This window comes from Streptomyces sp. NPDC111656 (assembly GCF_055656965.1).
In genome coordinates this window covers 175219-197736 of record NZ_JBVKCA010000007.1, presented here as the reverse complement: position 1 = coordinate 197736, position 22518 = coordinate 175219, and the positions used below count along the sequence as shown (strand labels likewise).

Genomic DNA, 22518 nt, shown 5'->3' with positions numbered 1-22518 from the left:
GTCACCGCCGCAGCGGCAGCTCCCACCGGACTTCGCCGTCCTGGTACCGGTCGGTCGGACCCAGCCCGGCGGCCGCGGCGACGGCCGCGGAGGCCCGGTGGTCGGGGTGGACGTGCGCGACGACCGTACGGACGCCGGGCTCCTCACCCAACCGGCCGACCAGCCCCCGCGCCGCCTCCCGGGCGAACCCCCGCCCCTGCCAGGGCGTGCCCACCACCCAGGCGATCTCCGCGACCTCCCCGGTGACCGTCGCCTGGACCGTACCGACGAGACACTCCTCCTCGCGCAGTCGCAGGACCCAGTTGCACCAGACGACGGCCGGGTCGGGGGAGCCCGCGACGAGGCGTTCATAGCGTGAACGCAAGGCCTCGGGAGTGGCGGGTGCGCCGCCGATGAACGTGTGCAGCGCCGCGTCGGACAGCACCTCGGCCATGTCCCCGGCGTGTTCGACACGGAGGGGAAGGAGATCGAGACGGGCGGTGCGCAGGGTGTGGGCGGGGAGGTGGGGTCGGGGCATTGGGTGAGCCTAGAGGGCGCGCCGGGCAGGCGCGGACCCGGCTGTACGGCCGCACGGCTCGCCGTACGACTGAGGCCCGGTCCGCTTGTGCGGACCGGGCCTCAGTCGATCAGGGTGAGTGACGGGACTTGAACCCGCGGCATCCTGGACCACAACCAGGTGCTCTACCAGCTGAGCTACACCCACCACGATCGGTCTTGGTTTCCCTGACCGGCCGAGAAAAAGTGTACAGGGTCCGAAGGGGTGCTCGCGCCAGGCTTTCTCCGGGGTCCCTCGGGGCCCCGGACACGCGTCATTCGGCGGGCAGCACGTGCTTCGCCGCGATGGTGCGGGCGGTGTCCGAGTCGGGGCCGGGCTGCGGGACGAAGATCGCCTCGCGGTAGTAGCGGAGCTCCGCGATGGATTCGCGGATGTCGGCGAGGGCGCGGTGGTTGCCGTTCTTCTCCGGGCTGTTGAAGTAGGCCCGGGGGTACCAGCGCCGGGCCAGCTCCTTCACCGAGGAGACGTCCACGATGCGGTAGTGGAGGTAGTCCTCGAGGGCCGGCATGTCGCGCGACAGGAAGCCCCGGTCCGTGCCGACCGAGTTTCCGCACAGCGGGGCCTTGCCCGGCTCCTTGACGTGCTCACGTACGTAGGCGAGGACCTGTGCCTCGGCGTCGGCCAGTGTCGTGCCCTCGGCCAGCTCGTCGAGGAGGCCGGAGGCCGTGTGCATCTGGCGCACCACGTCCGGCATCGTCTCCAGCGCCCGCTCCGGCGGGCGGACCACGATGTCCACCCCTTCGCCGAGCACGTTCAGTTCCGAGTCGGTGACCAGCGCGGCCACCTCGATGAGTGCGTCCTCCGACAGCGAGAGCCCGGTCATCTCGCAGTCGATCCACACCATGCGATCGTTCATGGCCCTAACCCTACGGCGCGCTCCGGCGCACGGGCAGATCCGGGACGGCGGTGACCTGCGTGGTGGCCCGGTACGGCGGCGGCCCGGGACCCTCGTCGGGTCCCGGGCCGCCCCCGTCTCGCGTCATCGCCTCAGGGCGCGCTGCGCTGCCCCGGCAGGCGCCCGGCCGCGTACAGCTCGGTGCCCGTCTTGCCCGGCTCCGTCGACAGGGACGTCGACGGGCCCAGGGCGGTGGCGGCCGCCGTGCGGCGGGTCTGCAGCGGCACGGGGCTCTCCTGGTTCAGGACGGGCGACGGCCCGGCCTGGCCCGCGGAGCCGTCCACGTCCGACGGCCGTTCCGACTGCGGCCTGCGCGCGCGGTACGCCGCCCGGTACGCGGCCGGGGACGAGCCGAGCTGGCGCCGGAAGTGGCCCCGCAGCGCGACCGGCGAACGGAAGCCGCAGCGTCCGGCGACCTCGTCGACCGAGTAGTCGGAGGTCTCCAGCAGCCGCTGGGCCTGCAGTACGCGCTGAGTGATCAGCCACTGCAGGGGAGCGCTCCCCGTGAGCGAGCGGAACCGGCGGTCGAAGGTGCGGCGGCTCATGTACGCGCGTGCCGCCAGCGTCTCGACGTCGAACTGCTCGTGGAGGTGCTCCAGCGCCCAGGCGACGACCTCCGCGAGGGGGTCGGCGCCGATCTCCTCTGGTAAAGACCGATCGAGATAGCGCTCCTGACCGCCGCTCCGGCGCGGGGGCACGACAAGACGGCGGGCCAGCGCGCCGGCCGCCTCGTTGCCGTGGTCCGTCCGCACGATGTGGAGACAGAGATCGATTCCGGCCGCCGTACCCGCGGAGGTCAGTACGTCTCCGTCGTCCACGAAGAGTTCTCGCGGGTCGACGTGGACCGACGGGTAGCGCTTGGCCAGCGTCGGTGCGTACATCCAGTGGGTCGTCGCCGGTCGGCCGTCCAGCAGTCCGGCGGCGGCCAGCACGAAGGCGCCGGTGCACAGTCCGACTATGCGGGCTCCCTCCTCGTGCGCCCGGCGCAGCGCGTCGAGCGCCTCCTCCGGTGGCGGCGAGGTGATCGAACGCCAGGCCGGCACCACGACGGTGCCCGCCCGCGAGATCGCCTCCAGGCCATGCGGCGCGGTGAGTTCCAGGCCCCCTGTGGTCCGCAGCGGGCCTTCTTCGCCGCCGCACACCAGAAGTCGGTAACGCGGCACGCCGGCGTCCTGGCGGTCAATCCCGAACACCGACAGCGGTATGGAACTCTCGAAGATGGGGCCGCCGCTGAACAGCAGCACCGCGACGATCTCCTTGCGGCGTCGCCCGGAAAGTTTCCGGGCCGCGGCTTCCGGCGCGGCAGTGGAGTCGTGGCTCATACTGCTAAGCCCCCCTCGGTGGTCGCGGCTCCTCGGTTGTGTCGCTCCTGCACGTTTCCCCTCGGTCCTGCACGAGTCCCCCGCCGTAAGACAGTCAAGATCGAATCTACTGTGTCCCGTGGCGCCAAGGTGACCAGTTCGGCAGTCGGCAGAATGTCGACATGGCAACTTGGCGTGAAGCATTCGATCACGAAGCGTTGCACTCGTGGGCCGTGCAGGGAAGTGCGCCTCGTGTCAGTGGCCAATCCCCATAGGGTGCGCGCGCCCTCCGGAGGGCTTTCGGTGCAGGTGGAACGCGGGTTGGGGGGTCGTTCGAGCAAGGGATGCGCGGGTGACCGAAGTTGGCTGAAAAGAAGCGGGGGCGTGCGCGCAAACCGGTCAGTCAACCGGCTTCATTCCTCCGCCGTGACGCCCGCCCCTGTGCGCCCCCGAGCCACTGCTGCCCCGCAAGTCGTTCACCATGTGCGAGTCGGCCAAATCCTGCGTGCCGCGGTGTCGTGCGGGGCGCTCGAGCGGGACGCCGCCGCGAGGGGCGTCGGGCTGTGTGTCCTGGTCGCGTGTGTCCCGGCCCCAGGCGTCCAGGGCGCGGGTGTCCGGATCCTGTGCGCCCCGGTTCCAGTCGCTCGGGTCCCACGTGATCAGGCTCTGCGGGACACGGTCCCAGGTGATCAGGTTCTCCGGGGGCCGGTCTCGTTCGGCCAGGTTGCCCGGGGGCCGGTCCCGTGCGGTCGGGTTCGCTGTGTCGTGGGCCTGCGCGCCGGGGTCGCGTCCGTCCGGATCCCGGCCGTCCGGATCCCGTGTGTCCCGGTCCCGGCCGTCCGGATTCCGCGTGTCCCGGTTCCATGCGTCCCGGTTCCGTGTGTCCGGGTTCCGTGCGTCCCGGTCCCGCGCGTCCCGGTCCCGTCCGTTCCGGTCCCCTGCGTTCCGGTCGCCCGCGTTCCGGTCACGCGCGGCGTGACTCTGGTCGCTCAGGGTCCCGGTGTCGGGGCTCCGTGCGCCGGGGGTGGTTTCCTCGGCGCGGGCCGTCTCGCGGTGGGCCCCGCCACCGCCGTCCCGCGGGCCGCCTCCGCCTCCGCCTCCCCTCTCCGCACCGCCCGCTCTTCGATGGCCCCCGTCGCCGCGATCCCGGGTGCCGGGGTCCGCCTTCCCGCGGGGCGCCTCGGTGCGACCCCGGCGGCCACGCCCGGGGCGACCGTGGTGGTGGTGCGGGGCGCCGCCGTGGGGGCGGGTCCTGCTGTGCCGGGCCCGGGGCGGGGCCGGCACATCCGCACGGAGGCGGGCCGCGACGCGCTCGGACTGGCGCAGCAGGACCAGGCAGGCACCGGTCACGGCCGCCAGGCCCAGCGCCGCACCGGCCGCGCCGGCGAGGGAGGTGCCGAACCCGACGAGGACGACGGGGACCAGGACGCAGCTGAAGGCCGCCCACCGCACCACCTCGCTCGCCGTGTCCGGCCCGGGCGACGTGGCGGGCGTCGGGGAGGAGGGGTCGGACGCGGTCTCTGGTCCTGGCACGGTCTGCTCCCTGGTTCCCTGGTGCTCCAGTGCTCTCCATGACGGTGGCTCATCGGTTCAACGCGTGTTCGACCCGCCGGTCACCTACGAAAGGCCTCGAGCCTGGGTGAACCCTGTGCAAACCGCCTGTACGGGGCAGCAACCATTGCGTTAAGGGCGCCTCTCATGCATGCTCCGGGGAACGCCGCGCAGTGCGCGCGAGATCTGGGCAGAGGAGGCGTGCCGCCGTACCCTTGGGGGTATGGGGTTGGGAAGATGATTCCCGGACACAGCTCTGCCGCACGTTGTCGTCCCCACCACGAGGATCTAAACGCCGAGATACCCATGGCCGGTCACGAATTCTTCGATCCCGCGGACCGCAAGCGCCCGCTCGCCGATCCCACGGCGGCCGAGCCCCTGGCGGCGGAAGAACCCCGCCAGTCCTGCGATCCCGCCTTCAAGCATGGCGTCGTCGTCGGTTTCGACGGCTCGACGTCCAGCGAGCGCGCCCTCGCCTACGCGATCGGCATGGCCCACCGCTCCGGCTCGGGCCTGATCATCGTGCATGTCGCGAACCGGCTGCCCACCACGGTGTGGGCGGGCTGTGAACCACCGGTCTTCGTCGACGTGCCCGACCACCGCACCGAGGTGCTCGGCCTCGAACTCGCGTGCGCCGAGTATCTGGCCGAGGTGCCCTGGATCCTCGTCGAGCGCGGCGGTGACATCTGTCACGAACTCGAAGAGGTCGGGCGGGAGTACGAGGCGGACGCGATCGTCGTCGGCTCCACGCACGGCATCGTCGGGCGCATCTTCGGCTCGGTGGCCGGACGGCTCGCGAAGCGTGCGCGGCGCCCGGTGATCGTCATCCCCTGACGCATCCTCCGACGCGCCCCTGACCCACCGTCAACTCCCTTTGACGGGTACCTGAAACGGCATGAATCTACTCGCGCGTAGAGGTGGTTTGTGCCCTTGTGAAGGGTACATACCGGCCACCGGACCAACCGCACGGCCGGTACCACGCAGCACAACTGCACATGCATGAAGGGAGCCCGCCGTGGACAAAGACGTCTCCGCGGGAAGCATCACCTCGACCCTCGGCCACCTCGCGCTCGGCCTCACCCTGTTGCTCTTCGGCCTCGGTAACACCCAAGTGATCGACGGCGTGACAGCGGCCGACTCCGTCTCCCTCGCCACCTATGTCGGTGGCATCGCGCTCTTCGTAGCCGGGCTGTTCGCCTTCCGCGACCACGACGCCTTCACCGGTACGGCCTTCACGGCGCTCGGCGCGTTCTGGTTCACCTGGGGCGTCACGGCCGGCACGCAGATGTCCGCCAACGCGACCGGTCTCTTCCTGCTCCTGTTCGCGCTCGTCGCGCTCAGTCTGACCGCCGGCGCGAGCGGCGCGCCCCTTCTCACCCGAGGAACGTACGCGCTGCTCTTCGTCGCCCTTCTCCTGCTGGCCGTCGGGCAGTTCGGCGACAGCGGAGGTCTGGGGAAGGTCGGCGGCTGGTTCGCCGTCGCGGGTGGCGCGCTCGCCTGGTACGGGGCCACGGCGGCCATGGCCCACTGGCCCACCGCACTGCCCGGACGCGCCGCCGGCCGGGGGGTGACGGCCACCGGCTGACGTCGGCGCGGGCCGGGGCATGGGCGGCCCCGGCCCCCTGAAGGAACGGGTCCCTGTGCGCTGGTGGCGTGGCACAGGGACCCGTTCTCGTCCTTTGCGCCTAAACCGGCGCCGCTCTCGCGGAGGTGGTTGCGCGCCGCGGGAGTTCCTCAATGGTCGCTTCGGTGGGCTGGTGGACCTTTACTCCACCGTCACCGACTTGGCCAGGTTGCGGGGCTTGTCGATGTCGCGGCCCAGGGCCAACGCCGTGTGGTAGGCGAGGAGTTGGAGCGGGATGCCCATGAGGATCGGGTCCAGCTCGTCCTCGTTCTTCGGGACGACGATCGTCTGGTCGGCCTTCTCCTGCTCCTGGTGCGCCACCGCGAGGATCCGGCCGCTGCGGGCCTTGATCTCCTCCAGGGCGGCGCGGTTCTTCTCCAGGAGGTCGTCGTCGGGGACGATCGCGACCGTGGGCAGCGCGGGCTCGATGAGCGCCAGCGGGCCGTGCTTGAGCTCGGAGGCCGGGTAGGCCTCGGCGTGGATGTACGAGACCTCCTTGAGCTTCAGGGAGGCCTCACGGGCCACCGGGTAGCCCCGGACGCGGCCGATGAAGAGCATCGAGCGGGCCTCGGCGTACTCCTCGGCCAGCTTCTTGATCTCGTCCTCCTGCTCCAGGATCTCGGAGATCTGCGCGGGCAGCCTGCGCAGGCCCTCGATGATCCGCTTGCCGTCGCGGACCGACAGGTCGCGGGTGCGGCCGAGGTGCAGGGCGAGCAGCGCGAAGGCGACGGTCGTGTTGGTGAAGCACTTCGTCGAGACGACGCAGACCTCGGGGCCCGCGTGGACGTACATGCCGCCGTCCGCCTCGCGGGCGATCGCCGAGCCGACGACGTTGACCACACCGAGCACCCGCGCGCCCTTGCGCTTCAACTCCTGCACGGCGGCCAGTACGTCGTACGTCTCACCGGACTGGGACACGGCCACGTACAGGGTGTCGGGGTCGACGACCGCGTTGCGGTAGCGGAACTCGGAGGCCGGCTCGGCGTCCGCGGGGATGCGGGCGAGCTCCTCGATCATCTGGGCGCCGATCATGCCCGCGTGGTACGAGGTGCCGCAGCCGAGGATCTTCACGCGGCGGATCTGGCGCGCCTCACGGGCGTCCAGGTTCAGGCCACCGAGGTGCACGGTGGAGAACCGGTCGTCGATGCGGCCGCGCAGCACCCGGTCCACGGCCTCGGCCTGCTCGTGGATCTCCTTGTGCATGTACGTGTCGTGGCCGCCCATGTCGTACGAGGCCGCCTCCCACTCCACGGTGGTCGGCTCGGCCGTCGTACGGGTGCCCTCGGTGGTGTACGTGCGGAAGTCGTCGGCCTTGAGGGTGGCCATCTCGCCGTCGTCCAGGGTCACTATCTGGCGGGTGTGGGTGACCAGGGCGGCGATGTCCGAGGCGACGAACATCTCCTTCTCGCCGATGCCGAGGACGACCGGGGAGCCGTTGCGGGCCACCACGATGCGGTCGGTGAAGTCGGCGTGCATGACCGCGATGCCGTACGTGCCCTCGATCACCCTCAGTGCGTCGCGGACCTTGTCCTCGAGCTTCTCGGCCTGGGAGCGGGCGATCAGGTGGGTGAGGACCTCGGTGTCGGTCTCCGAGAGGAACTCGACACCGTCCGCCTCGAGCTTCTTGCGCAGGTCGGAGGCGTTGTCGATGATGCCGTTGTGGACGACCGCGACCTTGCTGTCGGCGGACATGTGGGGGTGCGCGTTCACGTCGGAGGGGGCGCCGTGGGTGGCCCAGCGGGTGTGGGCGATGCCGGTGGTGCCCTTGAAGCGTGCGGGGACCTTGGCCTCCAGGTCACGGACCCGCCCCTTGGCCTTGACCATCTTCAGACCGGTCGACTTCGGCGTCGTGACGACGATGCCCGCCGAGTCGTAGCCCCGGTACTCCAGGCGCTGGAGGCCTTCGAGCAGCAGCGGTGCCACGTCACGCCTGCCGATGTATCCGACGATTCCGCACATATATATGTATTCCTCAGCCGTAGACAATGCGGCGCAGCTGCCTGAGCGTGAGCTCCGGCGGCGCGACCGCGCGGTACTTCAGGTCCGCCTCGATCCGTTCGAAGATCGTCGCGTTGACCAGGCCCTGGGCCTGGAGCTCGCGGTGGCGGCGACGGACGTAGTCCTCGGTCGTCTCGTCGAAGTAGGCGAGCACGTCCTGGATCACCCGCAGTGCCTCGCCCCGGTTCAGGGGGGTGGAGCGCGTCAGGTGATCAACAAGTTCGTCGTGCACCCGTTGATCCTGAGGTACCAGGAGCGGATTCGCAAGAATCCTGCCCGATATCGGGCAAGTGGCTGTTGAAGGTCTTATGGGGGGCTGTTAGCAAGCTGTCCATCCTGCGTCTTGTGCCGCGTCGATTGCCGGGAGCAACTTCTGTGGCCATGGACACTCCACGCATGGGCGTACCGGAGAAACTTGCCGAGCGCATGACCATGGCAGAGCAGCACGAGTATCTCCGCGCCAAGTTCTCCCGGCGCAACATGATCAGAGGCGGGGCCGTGACCCTCGGCGCCGTCGCGGGCGGCGCCTTCGTGCCCGGCGCCGTCGCGCAGGCCGCTGCCCCGGCGCAGGCCACCTCCTCCTCGACGGAGAAGGTCGACGGCGCCCTCGTCGCCCCCTTCGGCCGTCACCTCGCCTTCGGCAATGACCCGCGTACGGAGATCACGGTCTCCTGGCAGGTTCCGGCCGCGGTGAAGAAGCCGTTCATCCGCATCGGCGCCCACCCCTGGGACCTCTCCCGCAAGATCGAGGCCGAGGTCCGCACCCTCTACACCCCGGCGGGCGTCGGCGCGAGCGGCGACCACACGCAGTACTACCTGCACGCCAAGCTCACCCACCTGCGCCCCGGCAAGACGTACTACTACGGCGTCGGCCACGCGGGCTTCGACCCCTGCGCGCCCCACCTGCTGGGCACGCTCGGCACCTTCACCACCGCGCCCTCGCACGCCGAGCCGTTCACCTTCACGGCCTTCGGTGACGAGGGTGTCGGTTACCACGGCCTCGCCAACGACGCCCTGCTGCTCGGCCAGAACCCGTCCTTCCACCTGCACGCCGGTGACATCGCTTACGCGGACCCGGCCGGTGCGGGCAAGAAGGAGGACACCGGCTTCGACTCGCGCATCTGGGACCAGTTCCTCGCCCAGACCGAGACGGTCGCCAAGCAGGTCCCGTGGATGCCCGCGTACGGCAACCACGACATGGAGGCCTGGTACTCGCCCAACGGCTACGGCGGCGAAGAGGCCCGCTGGACGCTTCCGGACAACGGGCCCGACAAGAAGAACCTGCCCGGCGTCTACTCCTTCGTCTACGGCAACACGGCGATCATCTCGCTGGACGCCAACGACATCTCCTTCGAGATCCCGGCGAACCTGGGCATCTCCGGAGGAACGCAGACGAAATGGCTCGAGGGCCAGCTCAAGAAGTTCCGGGCGTCCAAGGACGTCGACTTCATCGTGATCTTCTTCCACCACTGCGCGTACTGCACCTCCACGGCGCACGCCTCGGAGGGGGGCGTGCGACAGGAGTGGGTGCCGCTGTTCGAGAAGTACACGGTGGACCTGGTCATCAACGGTCACAACCACCAGTACGAGCGCACGGACGTCATCAAGGGCAACGCGGTCACCAAGAAGCTGCCGATCGGCGGCACGGCGTACCCGGAGACCGACGGTGTCGTGTACGTGACGGCGGGCGCGGCGGGGCGCAGCCTGTACGCGTTCACCGCCCCGGAGTCGTACGAGGGTCACGAGAACGAGGTCGACTCCGTCGCCTCCTTCATCAACCTCAAGGACGGCAAGCAGAACGAGACGGTCGCCTGGTCCCGGGTGCGCTACCTCAACTACTCGTTCCTTCGGGTGGATGTCACGCCCGCGCACAAGGGGCGGCTGGCCACGTTGACGGTGCGGGGCATTGCCGAGACGGGTGCCGAAGTTGACCACTTCACGGTGGCTCGGCGAGTTCGTTAGGTGCGGGCCGGTGGGGGTCGGTCGCGCAGTTCCTCGCGCCCCTGAAGGCACGTGGTCGTACGCCTAGAAGGCGAGGCGGAGCGACTGGCGGGCGGTTCTCGTCGCGGATTTCTACATCCGCTTGAGGACCGCCCGTTTGGCTGTGGCGAACTCCTCGTCCGTCAGAATGCCGGACTTGTGGAGGTCGCCCAGTTCGCGCAGGCGGCGGAGCAGGGCGTCGTGGTCGTCCTCCGGGGCGATCGCGGTCGGCTGCTCCGTCGCCCGCGCGGCTTCCGGGGAGGCCGTGGGATGCGGGAGCCGGGCCTGTACCGCCGACGCGACCAGGGCCATCAGCGGGTCCTTCTTGAAGCCCCACAGTTCGACGGAGTTGGGGTCGTACTTCGGTGGGGCCTTGGTCTCCGCGCCGCGGACGGTGAAGCGCAGGTAGCCGTTCTCCAGGCCGACCGCGGGGTGCCACTCGACGGTGGTGAGGTCGGTGAGGGCGAGCGAGCGGGCTCCGGCGGCGGACTTGGAGTCCTCGGTCTTCCAGTTCCACTCCAGGCGCACGCGCTCGCCGTCGAAGCTCGCGGTGCCGTCGCCGGCGGAGACGGACAGCGGCACGGAGGGGCCCGGGAGCAGATAGCTGTCGACCGGGTCGGCCGGCACCTGGTCCAGGAGCAGCGCGTCCCGGACCTCGTCCACGACGTACTCGGCGACGCCGTAGCGGTCGGACTCCACGGTGAGCTGGTAGGGGTCGTTCGGCTCGGCGAGCCTGCCGCCGGTCGCCTGGAGCAGCGGGTCGGCGCCGTCGCGCAGCCGGAGCCGCAACCGGCCGCTCTTCTTGCCCTGTTCGAAGGAAATCCCCGCCAACGCTCCCAGCGGGACAGTCAGTTCACCCAAGGTTCTGCGGAGCAGGCTCACGTTCTTGTCGCGCCCCGGAGTCAGCCGCAGCGCGTCGCCGTCGAAGGTCCACGTCCCGTCCTTCTGGATGATTTCCGCCATGAGGGGGATTGTTTCACCGGGTCTGCGGAAGAGTGGTCTACACCCATTCGCAATTCGTTTGCAGGGTCCTTCGAAGGGAGCGCATGTGAGACAGCACAGAACGCCCCGTCTTCTCGGTACGCTGCTGCTCGTGGCGGCCGCCGGTACCTCAGTCGCCGGTGCCGCCCACTCCGAGTCGGGCCGCACCGCGACCCCGCTCGGGCAGGTGGTGCCGGCCCCCGCCTCGGTCCACGCGGGCGGATCCCCGTATCGCATCACCGACGGCACCCGTATCCGGGTCGAGGACTCGCCTCAGGCCCGCCAGGTCGGCGCCTATCTGGCCGACGTCCTGCGTCCCTCCACCGGGTACCGACTGCCCGTCACCACGCAGGGCACGGGCGGTATCCGGCTGCGGATCGCGGCGGGGTCCACGGGCGCCGAGGGCTATCGCTTGGACAGCGGGCAGAGCGGCGTCACCATCACGGCCGCCGCACCCGCCGGGCTCTTCCACGGCGTCCAGACGCTGCGCCAACTGCTGCCCGCCGCCGTCGAGAAGAACTCCGTGCAGCGCGGCCCCTGGCTCGTCGCGGGCGGCACCATCAAGGACAGCCCGCGCTACGGCTACCGCGGCGCGATGCTCGACGTCTCCCGGCACTTCTTCGGCGTCGCGCAAGTCAAGCGGTACATCGACGAGTTGGCCCTCTACAAGGTCAACAAACTGCATCTGCACCTGAGTGACGACCAGGGCTGGCGCATCGCGATCGACTCCTGGCCGCGGCTCGCCACGTACGGAGGGTCCACGCAGGTCGGCGGCGGGCACGGGGGTTACTACACCAAGGCCGACTACAAGGAGATCGTGCGGTACGCGTCCTCCCGCTATCTGGAGGTCGTCCCGGAGATCGACATGCCGGGTCACACCAACGCCGCGCTCGCCTCGTACGCCCAGCTGAACTGCAACGGGACCGCGCCCCCGCTCTACACCGGCACCGACGTCGGGTTCAGCTCGCTGTGCGTGGCGAAGCCGGTGACGTACGACTTCGTGGACGACGTCGTGCGGGAGCTGGCGGCGCTCACGCCGGGCAAGTACCTCCACATCGGCGGGGACGAGGCCCACTCCACCAGCCACGCCGACTACGTCACCTTCATGGACAAGGTGCAGCCGGTCGTCGCCAAGTACGGGAAGACGGTGGTCGGCTGGCACCAGCTGACCGGGGCGCACCCGGTGAAGGGCGCGATCGCGCAGTACTGGGGGCTCGACGACACCAGTGCCACGGAGAAGGCGCAGGTCGCCGAGGCCGCGCGGAACGGGACGGGGCTCGTGCTGTCGCCCGCCGACCGGGTCTACCTCGACATGAAGTACACCGCCGACACCCCGCTCGGGCAGGACTGGGCGGGCCTGGTGGAGGTGAAACGGTCCTACGACTGGGATCCGGGCGCCTACCTTCCGGGAGCGCCGGCTTCGGCGATCCGGGGCGTCGAGGCGCCGCTGTGGACGGAGACCATCGTCACGGGGGCCGACATCGACTACATGACCTTCCCGCGGCTGCCCGGCGCGGCCGAGCTCGGCTGGTCGCCCGCGTCGACGCACGACTGGGACACCTACAAGGTGCGGCTCGCGGCGCAGGGGCCGCGCTGGGAGGCCCTGGGCATCGGCTACTACCGCTCGCCCCAGGTGCCCTGGCCCACGGCGTAAGCGCTCCGCTGGAAGTGCGGGGGAGGTGCCGCCGATCGTCTGCGGCTCCATCGTGGCCGGTCGCGCAGTTCCCCGCGCCCCTTCAGGGCGCGGCCGAGAAGATGGGGCTCAGGAGGACCGTACTCCTGAGCCCCACCGGTTTCAGAGGCCCGCGATCGGGTTCTTCAGGCTGCCGACCAGCTGGAGTGCGCCGGACGGATCGGCCAGGTCCACCATCTGCTTGTTGTTGCGCAGCTGGAGCCGGTTCAGGCAGGACAGCGCGAACTCGGGCGCGAACATGTCGTACTGCCGGAACTTGTCGGCGAGTTCGGGCGCCGACTTCTGGTACTCGCGTACGGACTCGGCGACCGTCCGCCAGAAGTCGTCCTCGTCGAGGATGCCCTCGCCGGCCAGGTCGGCCGCCAGGAAGCGGAAGAAGCAGTCGAAGACGTCCGTGAAGATCGACAGGAGTTTTTTGTCCTCGGGGACCTCGACGCGGATCCGCTCGACCACGGGCGGCAGCACCGCCTGCGGGTCCATGACGGCGATCTCCTCGGCGATGTCCTTGTAGATCGCGCGCTGCACGGCGCCGTCCTTGAGGACGAGGATGACGTTCTCGCCGTGCGGCATGTAGACCAGGTCGTAGGCGTAGAAGCTGTGCAGGAGGGGCGTGAAGTAGGCGCGCAGATAGCGGCGCAGCCACTCCACGGGGGTCAGCCCGGACCGCTCGATCAGCGCGCCCGCGAAGGAGGCGCCCGTGTGGTCGACATGGACGAGGGAGGCCATGGTGGCCAGGCTCTCGCCCTCCTGGAGCGAGGGGACCGGGCTCTCGCGCCACAGGGCCGCGAGCATTCTGCGGTACGGGGAGTAGCGGTCGGTGGCGGCCTCGTACTCAAGGTGGCGGTAGCCGACGGCGGCGCGCTCGCGAATGACGGACAGGCCGGTGGACTTGAGCACCGGGTCGTTCTCGACGAGCTGGGCCAGCCAGTCGTTGATCGCCGGGGTCGCCTCCATGTAGGCGGCGGACAGACCGCGCATGAAGCCCATGTTGAGGACGCTCAGCGCCGTCTTCACATAGTGCTTCTCGGGGCTGGTGGTGTTGAGGAAGGTCCGGATGGACTGCTGGGCCAGGTACTCGTCGTCGCCCTCGCCGAGGCAGACCAGGTGGCGCTGGGCGACCTCGGCCGCGAAGGTCACCGAGAGCTTGTTCCACCACTGCCAGGGGTGGACGGGGATGAGCAGGTAGTCCTCGGGGTCGAGGCCCTGTTCGGTGAGGGTGGCGGCGAACCGCTCGACCGTCCCGGCGCCCAGCTCCTCGCGCACGAAGGACTCGTACTCGATGCCCACACCCGCGGTGAAGGCGGCCCGGGAGCGGTGCGCGGCCAGCCACACCAGCCGGATCGGGCTCGCGGTCTCGGGCGCGTACGAGAGGTACTCGTGCACGCCGAAGCCGAGCCGCCCGTTGTTGGCGACGAAGCAGGGGTGGCCCTCGGTCATGCCGGTCTCGATCTCCTGGAAGGAGGCCTTCGCGAGCTCGGCGGACGGGATCTGCGGCTTGGTGAGTTTGAAACAGGTGCCCGAGAGGGTGGAGGAGATCTCCTCCAGGTAGACCGGCAGCACCTCGTCGCTCAGGCCCAGTGACGTCTTCAGCTCGATGAAGAAGTCGAGTGCGGCGAGGGGTAGTTCGGCCCCGTCGCGGTGGCGGGTGATCGACTCGGGGTCGACCTGCCAGTGGTCGAGGGAGCGGCGGGTGGCGGTGAAGCGGTAGCGGGTCAGACCGTCGTCGCTGCGGACGACGTACCCGCCGTCGCCGTCTGGCTCCGGCGTGATGAGGCGCTCGTGCGCGAACTCGGCGAGGGCCTTGCGGACGAGAAGGCGGCTCGCGCGCTCCCAGCGCTCGGGGGAGAGGTGGGCCACGGCGTCGGCGAGGCTCATACGGTCACCCCCGCCGCCCGCTCGAACCGCTCCCGGGTGCAGAAGCTCAGCAACGCCCTTTTCTCCGGCTTCTGTATCTCGCGCTCGGGCACGAACCCGACGGCTTCGTTCAGCGCGTGCACGGCCGTGTTGCGCACGTCGGGCTCGACGACGACCCGCGCGGTCGTCGGGTCGGCGAACAGGTGCTCCATCACCGCGGTGATCACCGCCCGGGTGAACCCGTGCACCGGCGTCTCCGCCGGCGCGACCAGGAAGTGCATGCCGACATCTCCGGGCGCGGGCTCGTACAGACCGACCAGCTCCACGTGCGCCGGGTCGTACCGCTCCATCAGGAACACGGGTTCGCCGTCCAGCGACCCCAGGAACGCGTCGTGGTACTCGCTGGCCGCGATGGCCATGTACTCGCGCTCCACGTCGTGCAGTTTCGCCTCCTGCATCATCCAGAAGGCGGCCTTGGGGTGCGTCACCCAGCCGTGCAGCAGCTCGGCGTCCTCGACGGGGTCGAGGGGTCGGATGGTGAAGGTGCCCACGTCGGTGGTCGTGCCGGTACGGCTCGTGGTGCTCATACGCTGAACTCCTGGAACGCGATCGTCTTCTCGACCGGGTAGTACTCGGTGCCGAGCAGCTCACGGATGATGGACGCGTTGCGGTACGGGCCCATGCCCAGGTCGGGGCTGGTGATGCTGTGGGTGTGGACGCCCGCGTTCTGCAGGAAGACGCCGCGGCCCGTGGTGTCGATGGCGTAGTTGCGGGCCACGTCGAAGTTGCCGCGGGTGTCGTAGCGCAGCCGGCCCTGGACCGGCTTCAGGAACGCGGGCTCGGCGTACTTGTAGCCGGTGGCCAGGATCAGGCCCTCGGAGCTCAGCTCGTAGTCCTTGCCCTGCTCCTCCTGGCGCAGGCCCAGGGTGTACGTGCCGTTCTCGTGAGCGGCCGTGTTCAGGGAGGAGTTGGTGAGCAGGCGCGTCGGGACGGGGCCGCCGAGGTTCTTCTGGTAGAGCAGGTCGAAGATCGCGTCGATCAGCTCGCCGTCGATGCCCTTGAACAGGCCCTTCTGCTCCGTCTGGAGGCGGTAGCGGGTCGGCTCGGGCAGCGCGTGGAAGTAGTCGATGTACTCCGGGGAGGTCATCTCCAGCGTGAGTTTGGTGTACTCGAGCGGGAAGAAGCGCGGAGAGCGCGTGACCCAGTTCAGCCGGTAGCCGTGGACGTCGATCTCGCTGAGCAGGTCGTAGTAGATCTCGGCGGCGGACTGGCCGCTGCCGACGAGCGTGATCGACTTCTTCGCCTGGAGCTCCCGCTTGTGCTGGAGATAGCGGGAGTTGTGGATGAAGTCGCCGCCGAGGTCCGCGCAGGCCTCGGGGATGAACGGGGGTGTTCCGGTGCCCAGGACCAGGTGGCGGGCGCGGAACACCTCGCCGGCCGTCGTCCGTACGTGGTACAGATCGCCCTCGTACGTCACTTCCTCGACCGTCGTGCTGAAGTGGACGCTGCTCAGTTTCGAGGCGGCCCAGCGGCAGTAGTCGTCGTACTCGACCCGGAGCGGGTAGAAGTTCTCGCGGATGTAGAAGGAGTACAGCCGCCCGGACACCTTGAGGTAGTTGAGGAAGGAGTACGGGGAGGTCGGGTCGGCGAGGGTCACCAGGTCCGACATGAACGGGGTCTGGAGGTGCGCGCCCTCCAGGAACATCCCGGAGTGCCACTCGAAGTCCGGCTTGGACTCGAGGAAGACGCCGTCCAGTTCGGCGATCGGCTCGGTGAGGCAGGCGAGGCCGAGGTTGAAGGGCCCGAGCCCGATCCCCACGAAGTCGTGGGTCTTTCCAGTGGCTTCGACGGATTCAGGAAGCGCGGTCAAGGGACTCTCCCAGGTACTGCTCGGCGTGGCCGGCGATCAGATCGAGCACGGCGGCGATGTCGTCGGCCGTGGTCTCGGGGTTGAGCAGGGTGAACTTCAGGTAGTGGCGGCCGCCGACCTTGGTGCCCGCGACGACGGCGTCACCGGAGGCGAACAGGGCCTTGCGGGCGTAGAGGTTGGCGCGGTCGATCTCGGCCGGGTCGGTGACGGCGGCCGGGATGAAGCGGAAGACGAGGGTGGACAGGGACGGCTCGACCACCACGTCGAAGCGGGGGTCGGCCACGAGCAGCTTCCAGCCCTCCTGGGCCAGGTCGCAGACCTCGTCGAAGAGTTCCCCGATGCCGTCGGCGCCCATCACGCGCAGCGTCATCCACAGCTTGAGGGCATCGAAGCGGCGGGTGGTCTGGAGGGACTTGTCGACCTGGTTGGGGATGCGCTCCTGGACCATGCGGCGCGGGTTCAGGTACTCCGCGTGGTAGGTGGCGTGGCGCAGGGTGGCGGCGTCGCGGACCAGCACGGCGGACGAACTCACGGGCTGGAAGAAGGACTTGTGGTAGTCGACGGTGACGGAGTCGGCGCGCTCGATGCCCTCGAGGCGGTCCCGGTTCTTGAGGGAGGTGAGCAGTCCGCAGCCGTAGGCCGCGTCCACATGCATCCAGGCGCCGAACCGGGAGCACAGCTCCGCGATCTCGGGCAGTGGGTCGATGGAGCCGAAGTCGGTGGTGCCGGCGGTGGCGACGACGGCCATCGGGATCAGTCCGTCACGCTCGCAGCGCTCCAGCTCGTGGGCGAGGGCGAGCGTCTGCATGCGCTTGTCGTGGTCGACGGGGATCGAGACGACGGCGTCCGCGCCGAGGCCCAGGAGTTTGGCCGACTTCTTGACGCTGAAGTGGCTGACCTCGGAGGCGAAGACGCGGAGTTTGGCGGCGGTGTCGCCCGGTTCGCTCCCTGGCTTGGCCTCCTCGCGGGCCAGCAGCAGGGCCTGGAGGTTGGACTGGCTGCCGCCGCTGGTGAACACGCCGTCGGCGGCCGGGCCGAGGCCGATGCGCTCGTTGGTCCAGTCGATGAGCCGGCGCTCGATGAGGGTGCCGCCGGCCGACTGGTCCCAGGTGTCCAGGGAGGAGTTGACGGCGGACAGGACGGCCTCGCCGAGCACGGCGGGTATGACCACCGGGCAGTTGAGGTGCGCGAGGTAGCGCGGGTGGTGGAAGTAGATCGCGTCCCGGAGGTAGACCTCTTCGAGCTCGTCGAGGACGGCGCTGGTGTCATGCAGCGGGCGGTCCAGGTCGATCTGCTCGATACGGGGAGCGAGGGCGTCGACCGTGACACCCGTGAACGGTCGGTCGGTGGTGGCGAGTTTGGCCGCCACCCGCTCGATTCCTTCGGTCACGGAGCGGCGGTACCGCTCCGCGGTCGTGTCATTGAGCAGGTGCGAGCGCATGTGGGGGTCCTCCGTGCGGGAGAGTCCGAGCGGGACGGGGTGAGGGGGCCGGGGTGGGGCGAGGGGTGGCCGGGACATGAAGAGGGACGAGGCCCCGGTGTTCGACTTAGGTTAGCCTAACCTAAGTCGATCAAGCGACCCCGTCCCGCTCATGTCCTGAGTGACATACGCCTCTGTTTGAACCGCCCAGAGGCACGTCACGCCTTGGAACTACTCCCCCTGCTCCCGCAGTTGCTCCTCGGTCAGCCCACGTCGCCAGTAGCCGACGAAGGTGACCCGCCTGCGGTCGATGCCACGCTCGCGCACGAGATGGCGGCGCATCTCCTTCACGCACCCGGACTCGCCCGCGATCCAGGCGTACGGGCTCTCGGCGGCGGGAAGCCGGGCGGCCCGTATCGCGTCGACGGCCATGGGAGCCCCGTCGTCGCGCACGAGCCAGGTGATCTCCGCCTCGGCGGTGACCAGCAGGTCCTGGACGTCCTCGGCGTGCTGGACCTCCAGCCAGGCGCGGACGCGGGTGCCGGCGGGCAGGGACTCGAGGATCGCGGAGGCGGCGGGCAGCGCGGTCTCGTCCGCCCACAGGACGACCAGGTCGGTGTCGGCGGGCGGGCGGAAGCGGATCGCCCGGTTGTCCTCGACCGCCGGGCCGAGCAGGACGACGCGGTCGCCGGCCGTCGCGCGGGAGGCCCACTGGGACGCCGGCCCCGCGGGGACCCCGGCGTCCGGCTCCACGCCGTGCAGGACGAAATCGATGTCGATCTCGCTGGTACGGCCCCGGGCGTCTGGGCGCAGCGCCCGCAGCGTGTACGAGCGCATCACCGCCCGTTCGTCGTCGGGGAGTTCGCGCCAGCCCTGCCACCAGTCGTCGCCCAGCTCATAGGGGACGGCCGGCTCGGTCTGGCCGGGGTGCGGCAGGAAGAGGGAGAGGCTCTGGTCCCGGCCGTGGGAGGCGAAGGCCACCAGGTCGGCTCCGGCGAAGGTGATCCGGACCAGCGACGGGCCGAGCCGCCTCGTCCGTACGACCTGGAGGGAGAAGAAACGGAACGGGGCGGCTACGGCCGTCGTCATTGGTGCTCCTGAGTCATCGTCAGGTGATCGCGACAGGGGGGTCAGGCGACCTTCTTGGCCTTCTCGATCGCCTCGGCGAGGTTGTCGAGAAGCGGGGTGCACTTGTCGTACGACACGATCGGCTCGGGGGAGCGGGCGATGACCTGGCCGGCCTTGACCGCGGGCAGCTTCTTCCAGGTGGCCTCGGTGATGTCGGCCGGCTGGATGGTCGCGCTGCGGTCGTCCATGATGATGATGTCCGCCGGGTACTTGTCGACGTTCTCCCAGCTCAGGTTCTCGAACCAGCCGCCGCTGGCCTTCAGGGCCTTGGCGGAGGGCTCGACGATGTTCACGCCGAGCGCCTTGAAGTACTCCAGGTCGATGGAGAGGTTCGAGCCGGAGACGTAGAAGATGTCCTGGCTCGCGGAACCGGCGAGCACCTTGATCTCGGGGCGGGCCTTGGCCGCGGTGCGCAGCCGCTCCGCGGCGGTCTCGAACTTCTTCTTGGCCTCGGCGATCTTGGCGGACTTCTCGTCGGCGCCCAGCGACACGGCGAGCGCGAGCATGCGCTCCAACGACGCGGGCATCTGGCGGTCGTAGACGGAGATGCCGACGCTCGGGGCGAGCTTGAGGATCTTCGCCTTGGACTCCTCGGGGACGTACCAGAGGGTGCCCGCGGAGTCGAACATGGTGGAGATCAGCACGTCGGGCGCGAGGGCCGCGTACTTCTCGATGTTGAACTGGCCCCACTCGTTGCCGAGGACGGTCAGCTTGCTGACGTCCATGTCGCCGGCCTGGACGTCGGCCTTGCCGTCCTTGGTCGTGGTCGGGCCGAAGACGCCCTTGACCTCGATGCCGTAGTCGTAGAGGGCGGCGGCGACACCGGTGAAGGCGACGATGTTCGCCGGGATCTTGTCCAGCTTCACCGTCGTGCCGCGGTCGTCCTTGAAGGTCCAGGGACCGGACTTGGCGGAGGCGGCCTTCGTCGACTCCGAGCCACCGCTTTTGCCGTCGTCGTCGCCACAGGCGGCGAGGACGGCACCGAGACCGAGGGCGCCGCCGGCGGCGAGGATGCCGCGTCGGGTGAGGTGGGTGGCACGGGCGTTGGACATGTGTGTGGCTGCTTTCGGCTCGGGGCGGGAGCGCCCGCCGGACAAGTTCGAAGGTAGGTTAGCCTAACCTCACCACTTGTCCAGGGGGCGGGTGCCCTCCGCCCGGGCCTGTGGGCTGCCGGTATGTCGATCGGGCGGTCAGGCCTTGCCCTTGGACACCACCCACGTGCCGTGCACCCAGTTGCCGACGGTCTCGTAGCCGGAGCGGAAGGAACCGAGCCGGTTCAGCGTCAGGTTGGCCTCGGCGGTGGACCTGACGGGCGTGTAACTGCCCGCGTCGTCCGCCGGGTCGCCCGTGGTGTTCTGGGCGACGTAGGGGAAGGGATAGACGGGGCGGGTGGCGGTGGTGCTCCCGCCGCTGTTCACGGACCTGGTCGTCAGGCTGCCCGGAGCCTCGCCCTTGGTGACCCAGTCGGTCATCGCGGTCAGCGCGTCGAAGGTGGCCGGGCCCTGGCCGCCGCCGCAGTGCGCGACGCCGGGGAGCAGGAACAGCCGGGCGAAGCCTTCCGTGGCCGCGCTGCCGCCCATGACCTTCTCAACCGCCTTGTAGTACGCCATGGTTCCGACCGCCGGGATGTGCTGGTCGCCCAGGCCGTGCCAGAGGATCAGCTTGCCGCCGGCCGCCTTGAACGCCTTCAGATCCGGGTCGGTCGCGTCGTACATGCCCTCGTTGGGCTGCATGACCTTCTTGTAGTAGGCCGCGGTGAACTTGACGTCCTTGTACGTCAGCGTCGGCCGCGGGCTGTCGAAGATCTGGTACCGGAGGGTCTCGCGGACGAAGCTGATGTCGCCGGAGGCGCCGGTGGCCGTGGCCGGCGTGATGATCCCGGCCCAGTTCAGCTCGGAGCCGCGCAGCTGGTAACCCGGGTACAGCAGCTTGCCGTTCTCGTCGGTCGGCCCCGCGTAGATCCGGCGCAGGGTGGTGACCTGGTCCGCGGTCAGGCAGTAGTCCTCGCTCGTGGAGGCCTGTCCGGCCGCGCACCGGATGGTCGCCGGGTCCCAGGTGCAGCTGAGCGGGTCGGCGAGGATGCCGTCCGCGGGAGCGCCGCAGCCCTTGAGTACGGCCGCGTGGAGGTCCGCGAGGTCGGCGTTGGTGATCGTGGCCGGGCCGCCGCCGAGGTAGACGGACTGGGCGGTCCAGGCGTGCGAGAAGGTGTTCAGCGCGGTGAAGTTGTTGGCCGGGGCCCCGGCGATGATGCCGTCGAAGTCGGTCGGGTAGCGCTGGGCCTCCGTCAGGGCCTGGTGGCCGCCCTGCGAGCAGCCGTCGAAGTACGCGTGGTCGGTGGCCCGTCCGTAGTACCGCTCGATGACGGCCTTGGCCGCCTGGGCGAGTTGGTGGTCGGACTTGTAGCCGAAGTCGGCGCGCAGCGTCGGGTCGGCGGAGAACAGGCCGCCACCTTGGTAGTGACCCTCGTCGCTGGAGGCTACGGCGAAGGCGCCGCTGGTCAGGGGGACGCAGCCGGCCGAGGCGGGGGCGCTGGTCACGTTCACGTTGCCGCAGAGGCCGCCGCAGCCGACCTGGAGGTAGTCGGCCTGCCAGCCGGTCTGGGGCAGCTTCACCTCGAAGTGGATCTGCGGGGCGATCACGCCCTTCACGTCACAGGCCGCCCAGTTGCCCAGGGTGTTGCTGCCCGCGGCCAGCTCCGTGGCCGAGGTGATCTCGAAGGGCACGCCCGGGACGACGGCGGCCAGGTCCAGTGAGGTGAGGCCGGCGCAGGACATGGCGGGCGCGATGCCGGAGGGGGTGGCGCTGGTCGTGGTGGCGACGTTGGCGGCGACCCTGGAGGCGGAGGCGACCTCGGCGGAGGCGGAGGAGGCTTGCGCGCCGCCGGTCGCGCCGGTCGCTCCGGCCGCGAGTGCCAGGCTCACGCCGGTCACGAGCGTGAGGGCGGTCGCGAGGGTGGCCATGAAGGCGGCCGACTTCCACCGACACCATCTGGACAGCGTGGCCATGCTCGGTCTCCATTCGTTGGGCGATCGACGGCTTGCGCGAACGTGCGGACCGTGGGCAGACAGGCATGCCTCTTCCTTGTGTTCCTCGTGCCGACGCCTGCGCACGACCGCGTACGGGGCCAACCTCCGTCCGCAGCTAGGACTTTGCAGGGGTGGTACGGCGAAGGAACGTAGCCCGGCGGCCATCTCGACGCAAGACATGTCGACGAAATTGTCGACGATTATGTCCGGGATCTCGGCTGGGATGCCGTTCCGTGAGACGGCGGCCTGAATGCCGTGATGCGGAGCCCAGCTTTGCGTGACTTTTGTTGATTTCAGTCACGCAGGGAATTGAACAAGCCAACTGTGAAGCGGATATAGGGTGAAGGTGGGTCATATTAGGCGAATGAAAATGTGCCCAAAGTCACTAAAGATTGACCAAGTCAAGTAATGGCAATTTAACTCTGCGTATCCTGTAAGAATCTTGTGAGTGGAGTGGACACCGTGAATACGGGGTGGGGAATCAGAGCGCCCATATGGAGGGTGCGAAGATCTCGTGGTGTGCTTCTGGGGGGTGTGGCCGCATCGTTGGTGCTGTCGGCGTTGCCCGTGCTGCCAGGCGAGAGCGCTGCTGCGGTGGCTGCCGCAGCTGTGTTACCGGGTGTAGTGGACGAGCCGACCGC

18 protein-coding genes and 1 tRNA gene are annotated in these 22518 nt (G+C 69.5%); 4 read left to right on the top strand and 15 right to left on the bottom strand.

The annotated features are described in order from the left end of the window. Position 1: 1 nt before the first annotated feature. The 5 genes from ACZ7M3_RS22445 to ACZ7M3_RS22425 all read right to left on the bottom strand — a co-directional run bounded on the left by ACZ7M3_RS22445 (position 2) and on the right by ACZ7M3_RS22425 (position 4285). Complete coding sequence (locus tag ACZ7M3_RS22445; protein WP_472065431.1) at positions 2-517, bottom strand: GNAT family N-acetyltransferase; 516 nt, start codon at positions 515-517, stop codon at positions 2-4. A gap of 113 nt (positions 518-630) precedes the next feature. Next, positions 631-703: transfer RNA gene (locus ACZ7M3_RS22440), tRNA-His, on the bottom strand. Positions 704-809: 106 nt separating this feature from the next. Continuing rightward, positions 810-1412 (bottom strand): oligoribonuclease, encoded by a 603-nt coding sequence (gene orn / locus ACZ7M3_RS22435; RefSeq protein WP_382297558.1) that lies wholly within the window; start codon positions 1410-1412, stop codon positions 810-812. 131 nt (positions 1413-1543) lie between these two features. Continuing rightward, entirely contained in the window at positions 1544-2773 is a 1230-nt protein-coding gene (locus ACZ7M3_RS22430) for a helix-turn-helix domain-containing protein (RefSeq protein ID WP_075029202.1), read from the bottom strand. A gap of 378 nt (positions 2774-3151) precedes the next feature. After that, positions 3152-4285 carry a hypothetical protein gene (locus tag ACZ7M3_RS22425; protein ID WP_472065430.1) on the bottom strand — a complete coding sequence of 378 codons (1134 nt, stop codon included), beginning with the start codon at positions 4283-4285 and terminating at the stop codon, positions 3152-3154. A 324-nt stretch (positions 4286-4609) separates the two neighbouring features. On the opposite strand from ACZ7M3_RS22425, the gene ACZ7M3_RS22420 reads away from it, so the two are divergent. Next, a complete protein-coding gene (locus ACZ7M3_RS22420) occupies positions 4610-5137 on the top strand; it encodes a universal stress protein (protein WP_097284841.1) in 528 nt (175 codons plus the stop codon). A gap of 181 nt (positions 5138-5318) precedes the next feature. Continuing rightward, a complete protein-coding gene (locus ACZ7M3_RS22415) occupies positions 5319-5888 on the top strand; it encodes an acetate uptake transporter (RefSeq protein WP_054232866.1) in 570 nt (189 codons plus the stop codon). A 180-nt stretch (positions 5889-6068) separates the two neighbouring features. Here ACZ7M3_RS22415 and glmS read toward each other — a convergent pair whose 3' ends face one another. Continuing rightward, positions 6069-7886 carry a glutamine--fructose-6-phosphate transaminase (isomerizing) gene (glmS, locus tag ACZ7M3_RS22410; protein ID WP_452966122.1) on the bottom strand — a complete coding sequence of 606 codons (1818 nt, stop codon included), beginning with the start codon at positions 7884-7886 and terminating at the stop codon, positions 6069-6071. A 13-nt stretch (positions 7887-7899) separates the two neighbouring features. Further along, positions 7900-8157, bottom strand: coding sequence for a hypothetical protein (locus tag ACZ7M3_RS22405; protein ID WP_054232868.1), 258 nt, complete (start codon positions 8155-8157; stop codon positions 7900-7902). Positions 8158-8321: 164 nt separating this feature from the next. On the opposite strand from ACZ7M3_RS22405, the gene ACZ7M3_RS22400 reads away from it, so the two are divergent. Next, complete coding sequence (locus ACZ7M3_RS22400; RefSeq protein ID WP_472065429.1) at positions 8322-9887, top strand: purple acid phosphatase family protein; 1566 nt, start codon at positions 8322-8324, stop codon at positions 9885-9887. 111 nt (positions 9888-9998) lie between these two features. Here ACZ7M3_RS22400 and ACZ7M3_RS22395 read toward each other — a convergent pair whose 3' ends face one another. After that, the gene (locus ACZ7M3_RS22395) at positions 9999-10868 is read right to left on the bottom strand and encodes a DUF4429 domain-containing protein (RefSeq protein ID WP_472065428.1); all 870 of its coding nucleotides are present in this window, start codon (positions 10866-10868) and stop codon (positions 9999-10001) included. A gap of 85 nt (positions 10869-10953) precedes the next feature. Here ACZ7M3_RS22395 and ACZ7M3_RS22390 point away from each other — a divergent pair, with 85 nt between their 5' ends. Further along, entirely contained in the window at positions 10954-12540 is a 1587-nt protein-coding gene (locus tag ACZ7M3_RS22390) for a beta-N-acetylhexosaminidase (RefSeq protein ID WP_472065427.1), read from the top strand. Between the two features lie 141 nt (positions 12541-12681). Here the strand turns inward: ACZ7M3_RS22390 and ACZ7M3_RS22385 are convergent, their stop codons facing one another. From ACZ7M3_RS22385 to ACZ7M3_RS22355, 7 genes are all read right to left on the bottom strand, one after another. Further along, positions 12682-14454, bottom strand: a complete 1773-nt coding sequence (locus ACZ7M3_RS22385) for an IucA/IucC family protein (RefSeq protein ID WP_472065426.1) — start codon at positions 14452-14454, stop codon at positions 12682-12684. Continuing rightward, the gene (locus tag ACZ7M3_RS22380) at positions 14451-15020 is read right to left on the bottom strand and encodes a GNAT family N-acetyltransferase (protein WP_472065425.1); all 570 of its coding nucleotides are present in this window, start codon (positions 15018-15020) and stop codon (positions 14451-14453) included. The genes ACZ7M3_RS22385 and ACZ7M3_RS22380 overlap by 4 nt, the downstream gene beginning before the upstream one ends. After that, positions 15017-16303 carry a lysine N(6)-hydroxylase/L-ornithine N(5)-oxygenase family protein gene (locus ACZ7M3_RS22375; protein WP_472065424.1) on the bottom strand — a complete coding sequence of 429 codons (1287 nt, stop codon included), beginning with the start codon at positions 16301-16303 and terminating at the stop codon, positions 15017-15019. The genes ACZ7M3_RS22380 and ACZ7M3_RS22375 overlap by 4 nt, the downstream gene beginning before the upstream one ends. Beyond that, positions 16287-17744, bottom strand: coding sequence for a lysine decarboxylase DesA (desA, locus tag ACZ7M3_RS22370; RefSeq protein WP_472065423.1), 1458 nt, complete (start codon positions 17742-17744; stop codon positions 16287-16289). The genes ACZ7M3_RS22375 and desA overlap by 17 nt, the downstream gene beginning before the upstream one ends. A 210-nt stretch (positions 17745-17954) precedes the next feature. After that, on the bottom strand, positions 17955-18812 hold the full coding sequence (locus ACZ7M3_RS22365; RefSeq protein ID WP_472065422.1) for a siderophore-interacting protein: 858 nt from the start codon (positions 18810-18812) through the stop codon (positions 17955-17957). Between the two features lie 41 nt (positions 18813-18853). Next, complete coding sequence (locus tag ACZ7M3_RS22360) at positions 18854-19903, bottom strand: ABC transporter substrate-binding protein (RefSeq protein ID WP_393013694.1); 1050 nt, start codon at positions 19901-19903, stop codon at positions 18854-18856. Positions 19904-20041: 138 nt separating this feature from the next. Further along, positions 20042-21856 carry a tannase/feruloyl esterase family alpha/beta hydrolase gene (locus tag ACZ7M3_RS22355; protein ID WP_472065421.1) on the bottom strand — a complete coding sequence of 605 codons (1815 nt, stop codon included), beginning with the start codon at positions 21854-21856 and terminating at the stop codon, positions 20042-20044. Positions 21857-22518: the final 662 nt, after the last annotated feature.

Bases quoted from the DNA above. Each gene is read 5' to 3' on its own strand.
- ACZ7M3_RS22445 (WP_472065431.1), bottom strand. From the start codon at position 517: ATGCCCCGACCCCACCTCCCCGCCCACACCCTGCGCACCGCCCGTCTC.
- orn (WP_382297558.1), bottom strand. From the start codon at position 1,412: ATGAACGATCGCATGGTGTGGATCGACTGCGAGATGACCGGGCTCTCG.
- ACZ7M3_RS22430 (WP_075029202.1), bottom strand. From the start codon at position 2,773: ATGAGCCACGACTCCACTGCCGCGCCGGAAGCCGCGGCCCGGAAACTT.
- ACZ7M3_RS22420 (WP_097284841.1), top strand. From the start codon at position 4,610: ATGGCCGGTCACGAATTCTTCGATCCCGCGGACCGCAAGCGCCCGCTC.
- glmS (WP_452966122.1), bottom strand. From the start codon at position 7,886: ATGTGCGGAATCGTCGGATACATCGGCAGGCGTGACGTGGCACCGCTG.
- ACZ7M3_RS22400 (WP_472065429.1), top strand. From the start codon at position 8,322: ATGGGCGTACCGGAGAAACTTGCCGAGCGCATGACCATGGCAGAGCAG.
- ACZ7M3_RS22395 (WP_472065428.1), bottom strand. From the start codon at position 10,868: ATGGCGGAAATCATCCAGAAGGACGGGACGTGGACCTTCGACGGCGAC.
- ACZ7M3_RS22385 (WP_472065426.1), bottom strand. From the start codon at position 14,454: ATGAGCCTCGCCGACGCCGTGGCCCACCTCTCCCCCGAGCGCTGGGAG.
- ACZ7M3_RS22380 (WP_472065425.1), bottom strand. From the start codon at position 15,020: ATGAGCACCACGAGCCGTACCGGCACGACCACCGACGTGGGCACCTTC.
- desA (WP_472065423.1), bottom strand. From the start codon at position 17,744: ATGCGCTCGCACCTGCTCAATGACACGACCGCGGAGCGGTACCGCCGC.
- ACZ7M3_RS22365 (WP_472065422.1), bottom strand. From the start codon at position 18,812: ATGACGACGGCCGTAGCCGCCCCGTTCCGTTTCTTCTCCCTCCAGGTC.
- ACZ7M3_RS22360 (WP_393013694.1), bottom strand. From the start codon at position 19,903: ATGTCCAACGCCCGTGCCACCCACCTCACCCGACGCGGCATCCTCGCC.
- ACZ7M3_RS22355 (WP_472065421.1), bottom strand. From the start codon at position 21,856: ATGGCCACGCTGTCCAGATGGTGTCGGTGGAAGTCGGCCGCCTTCATG.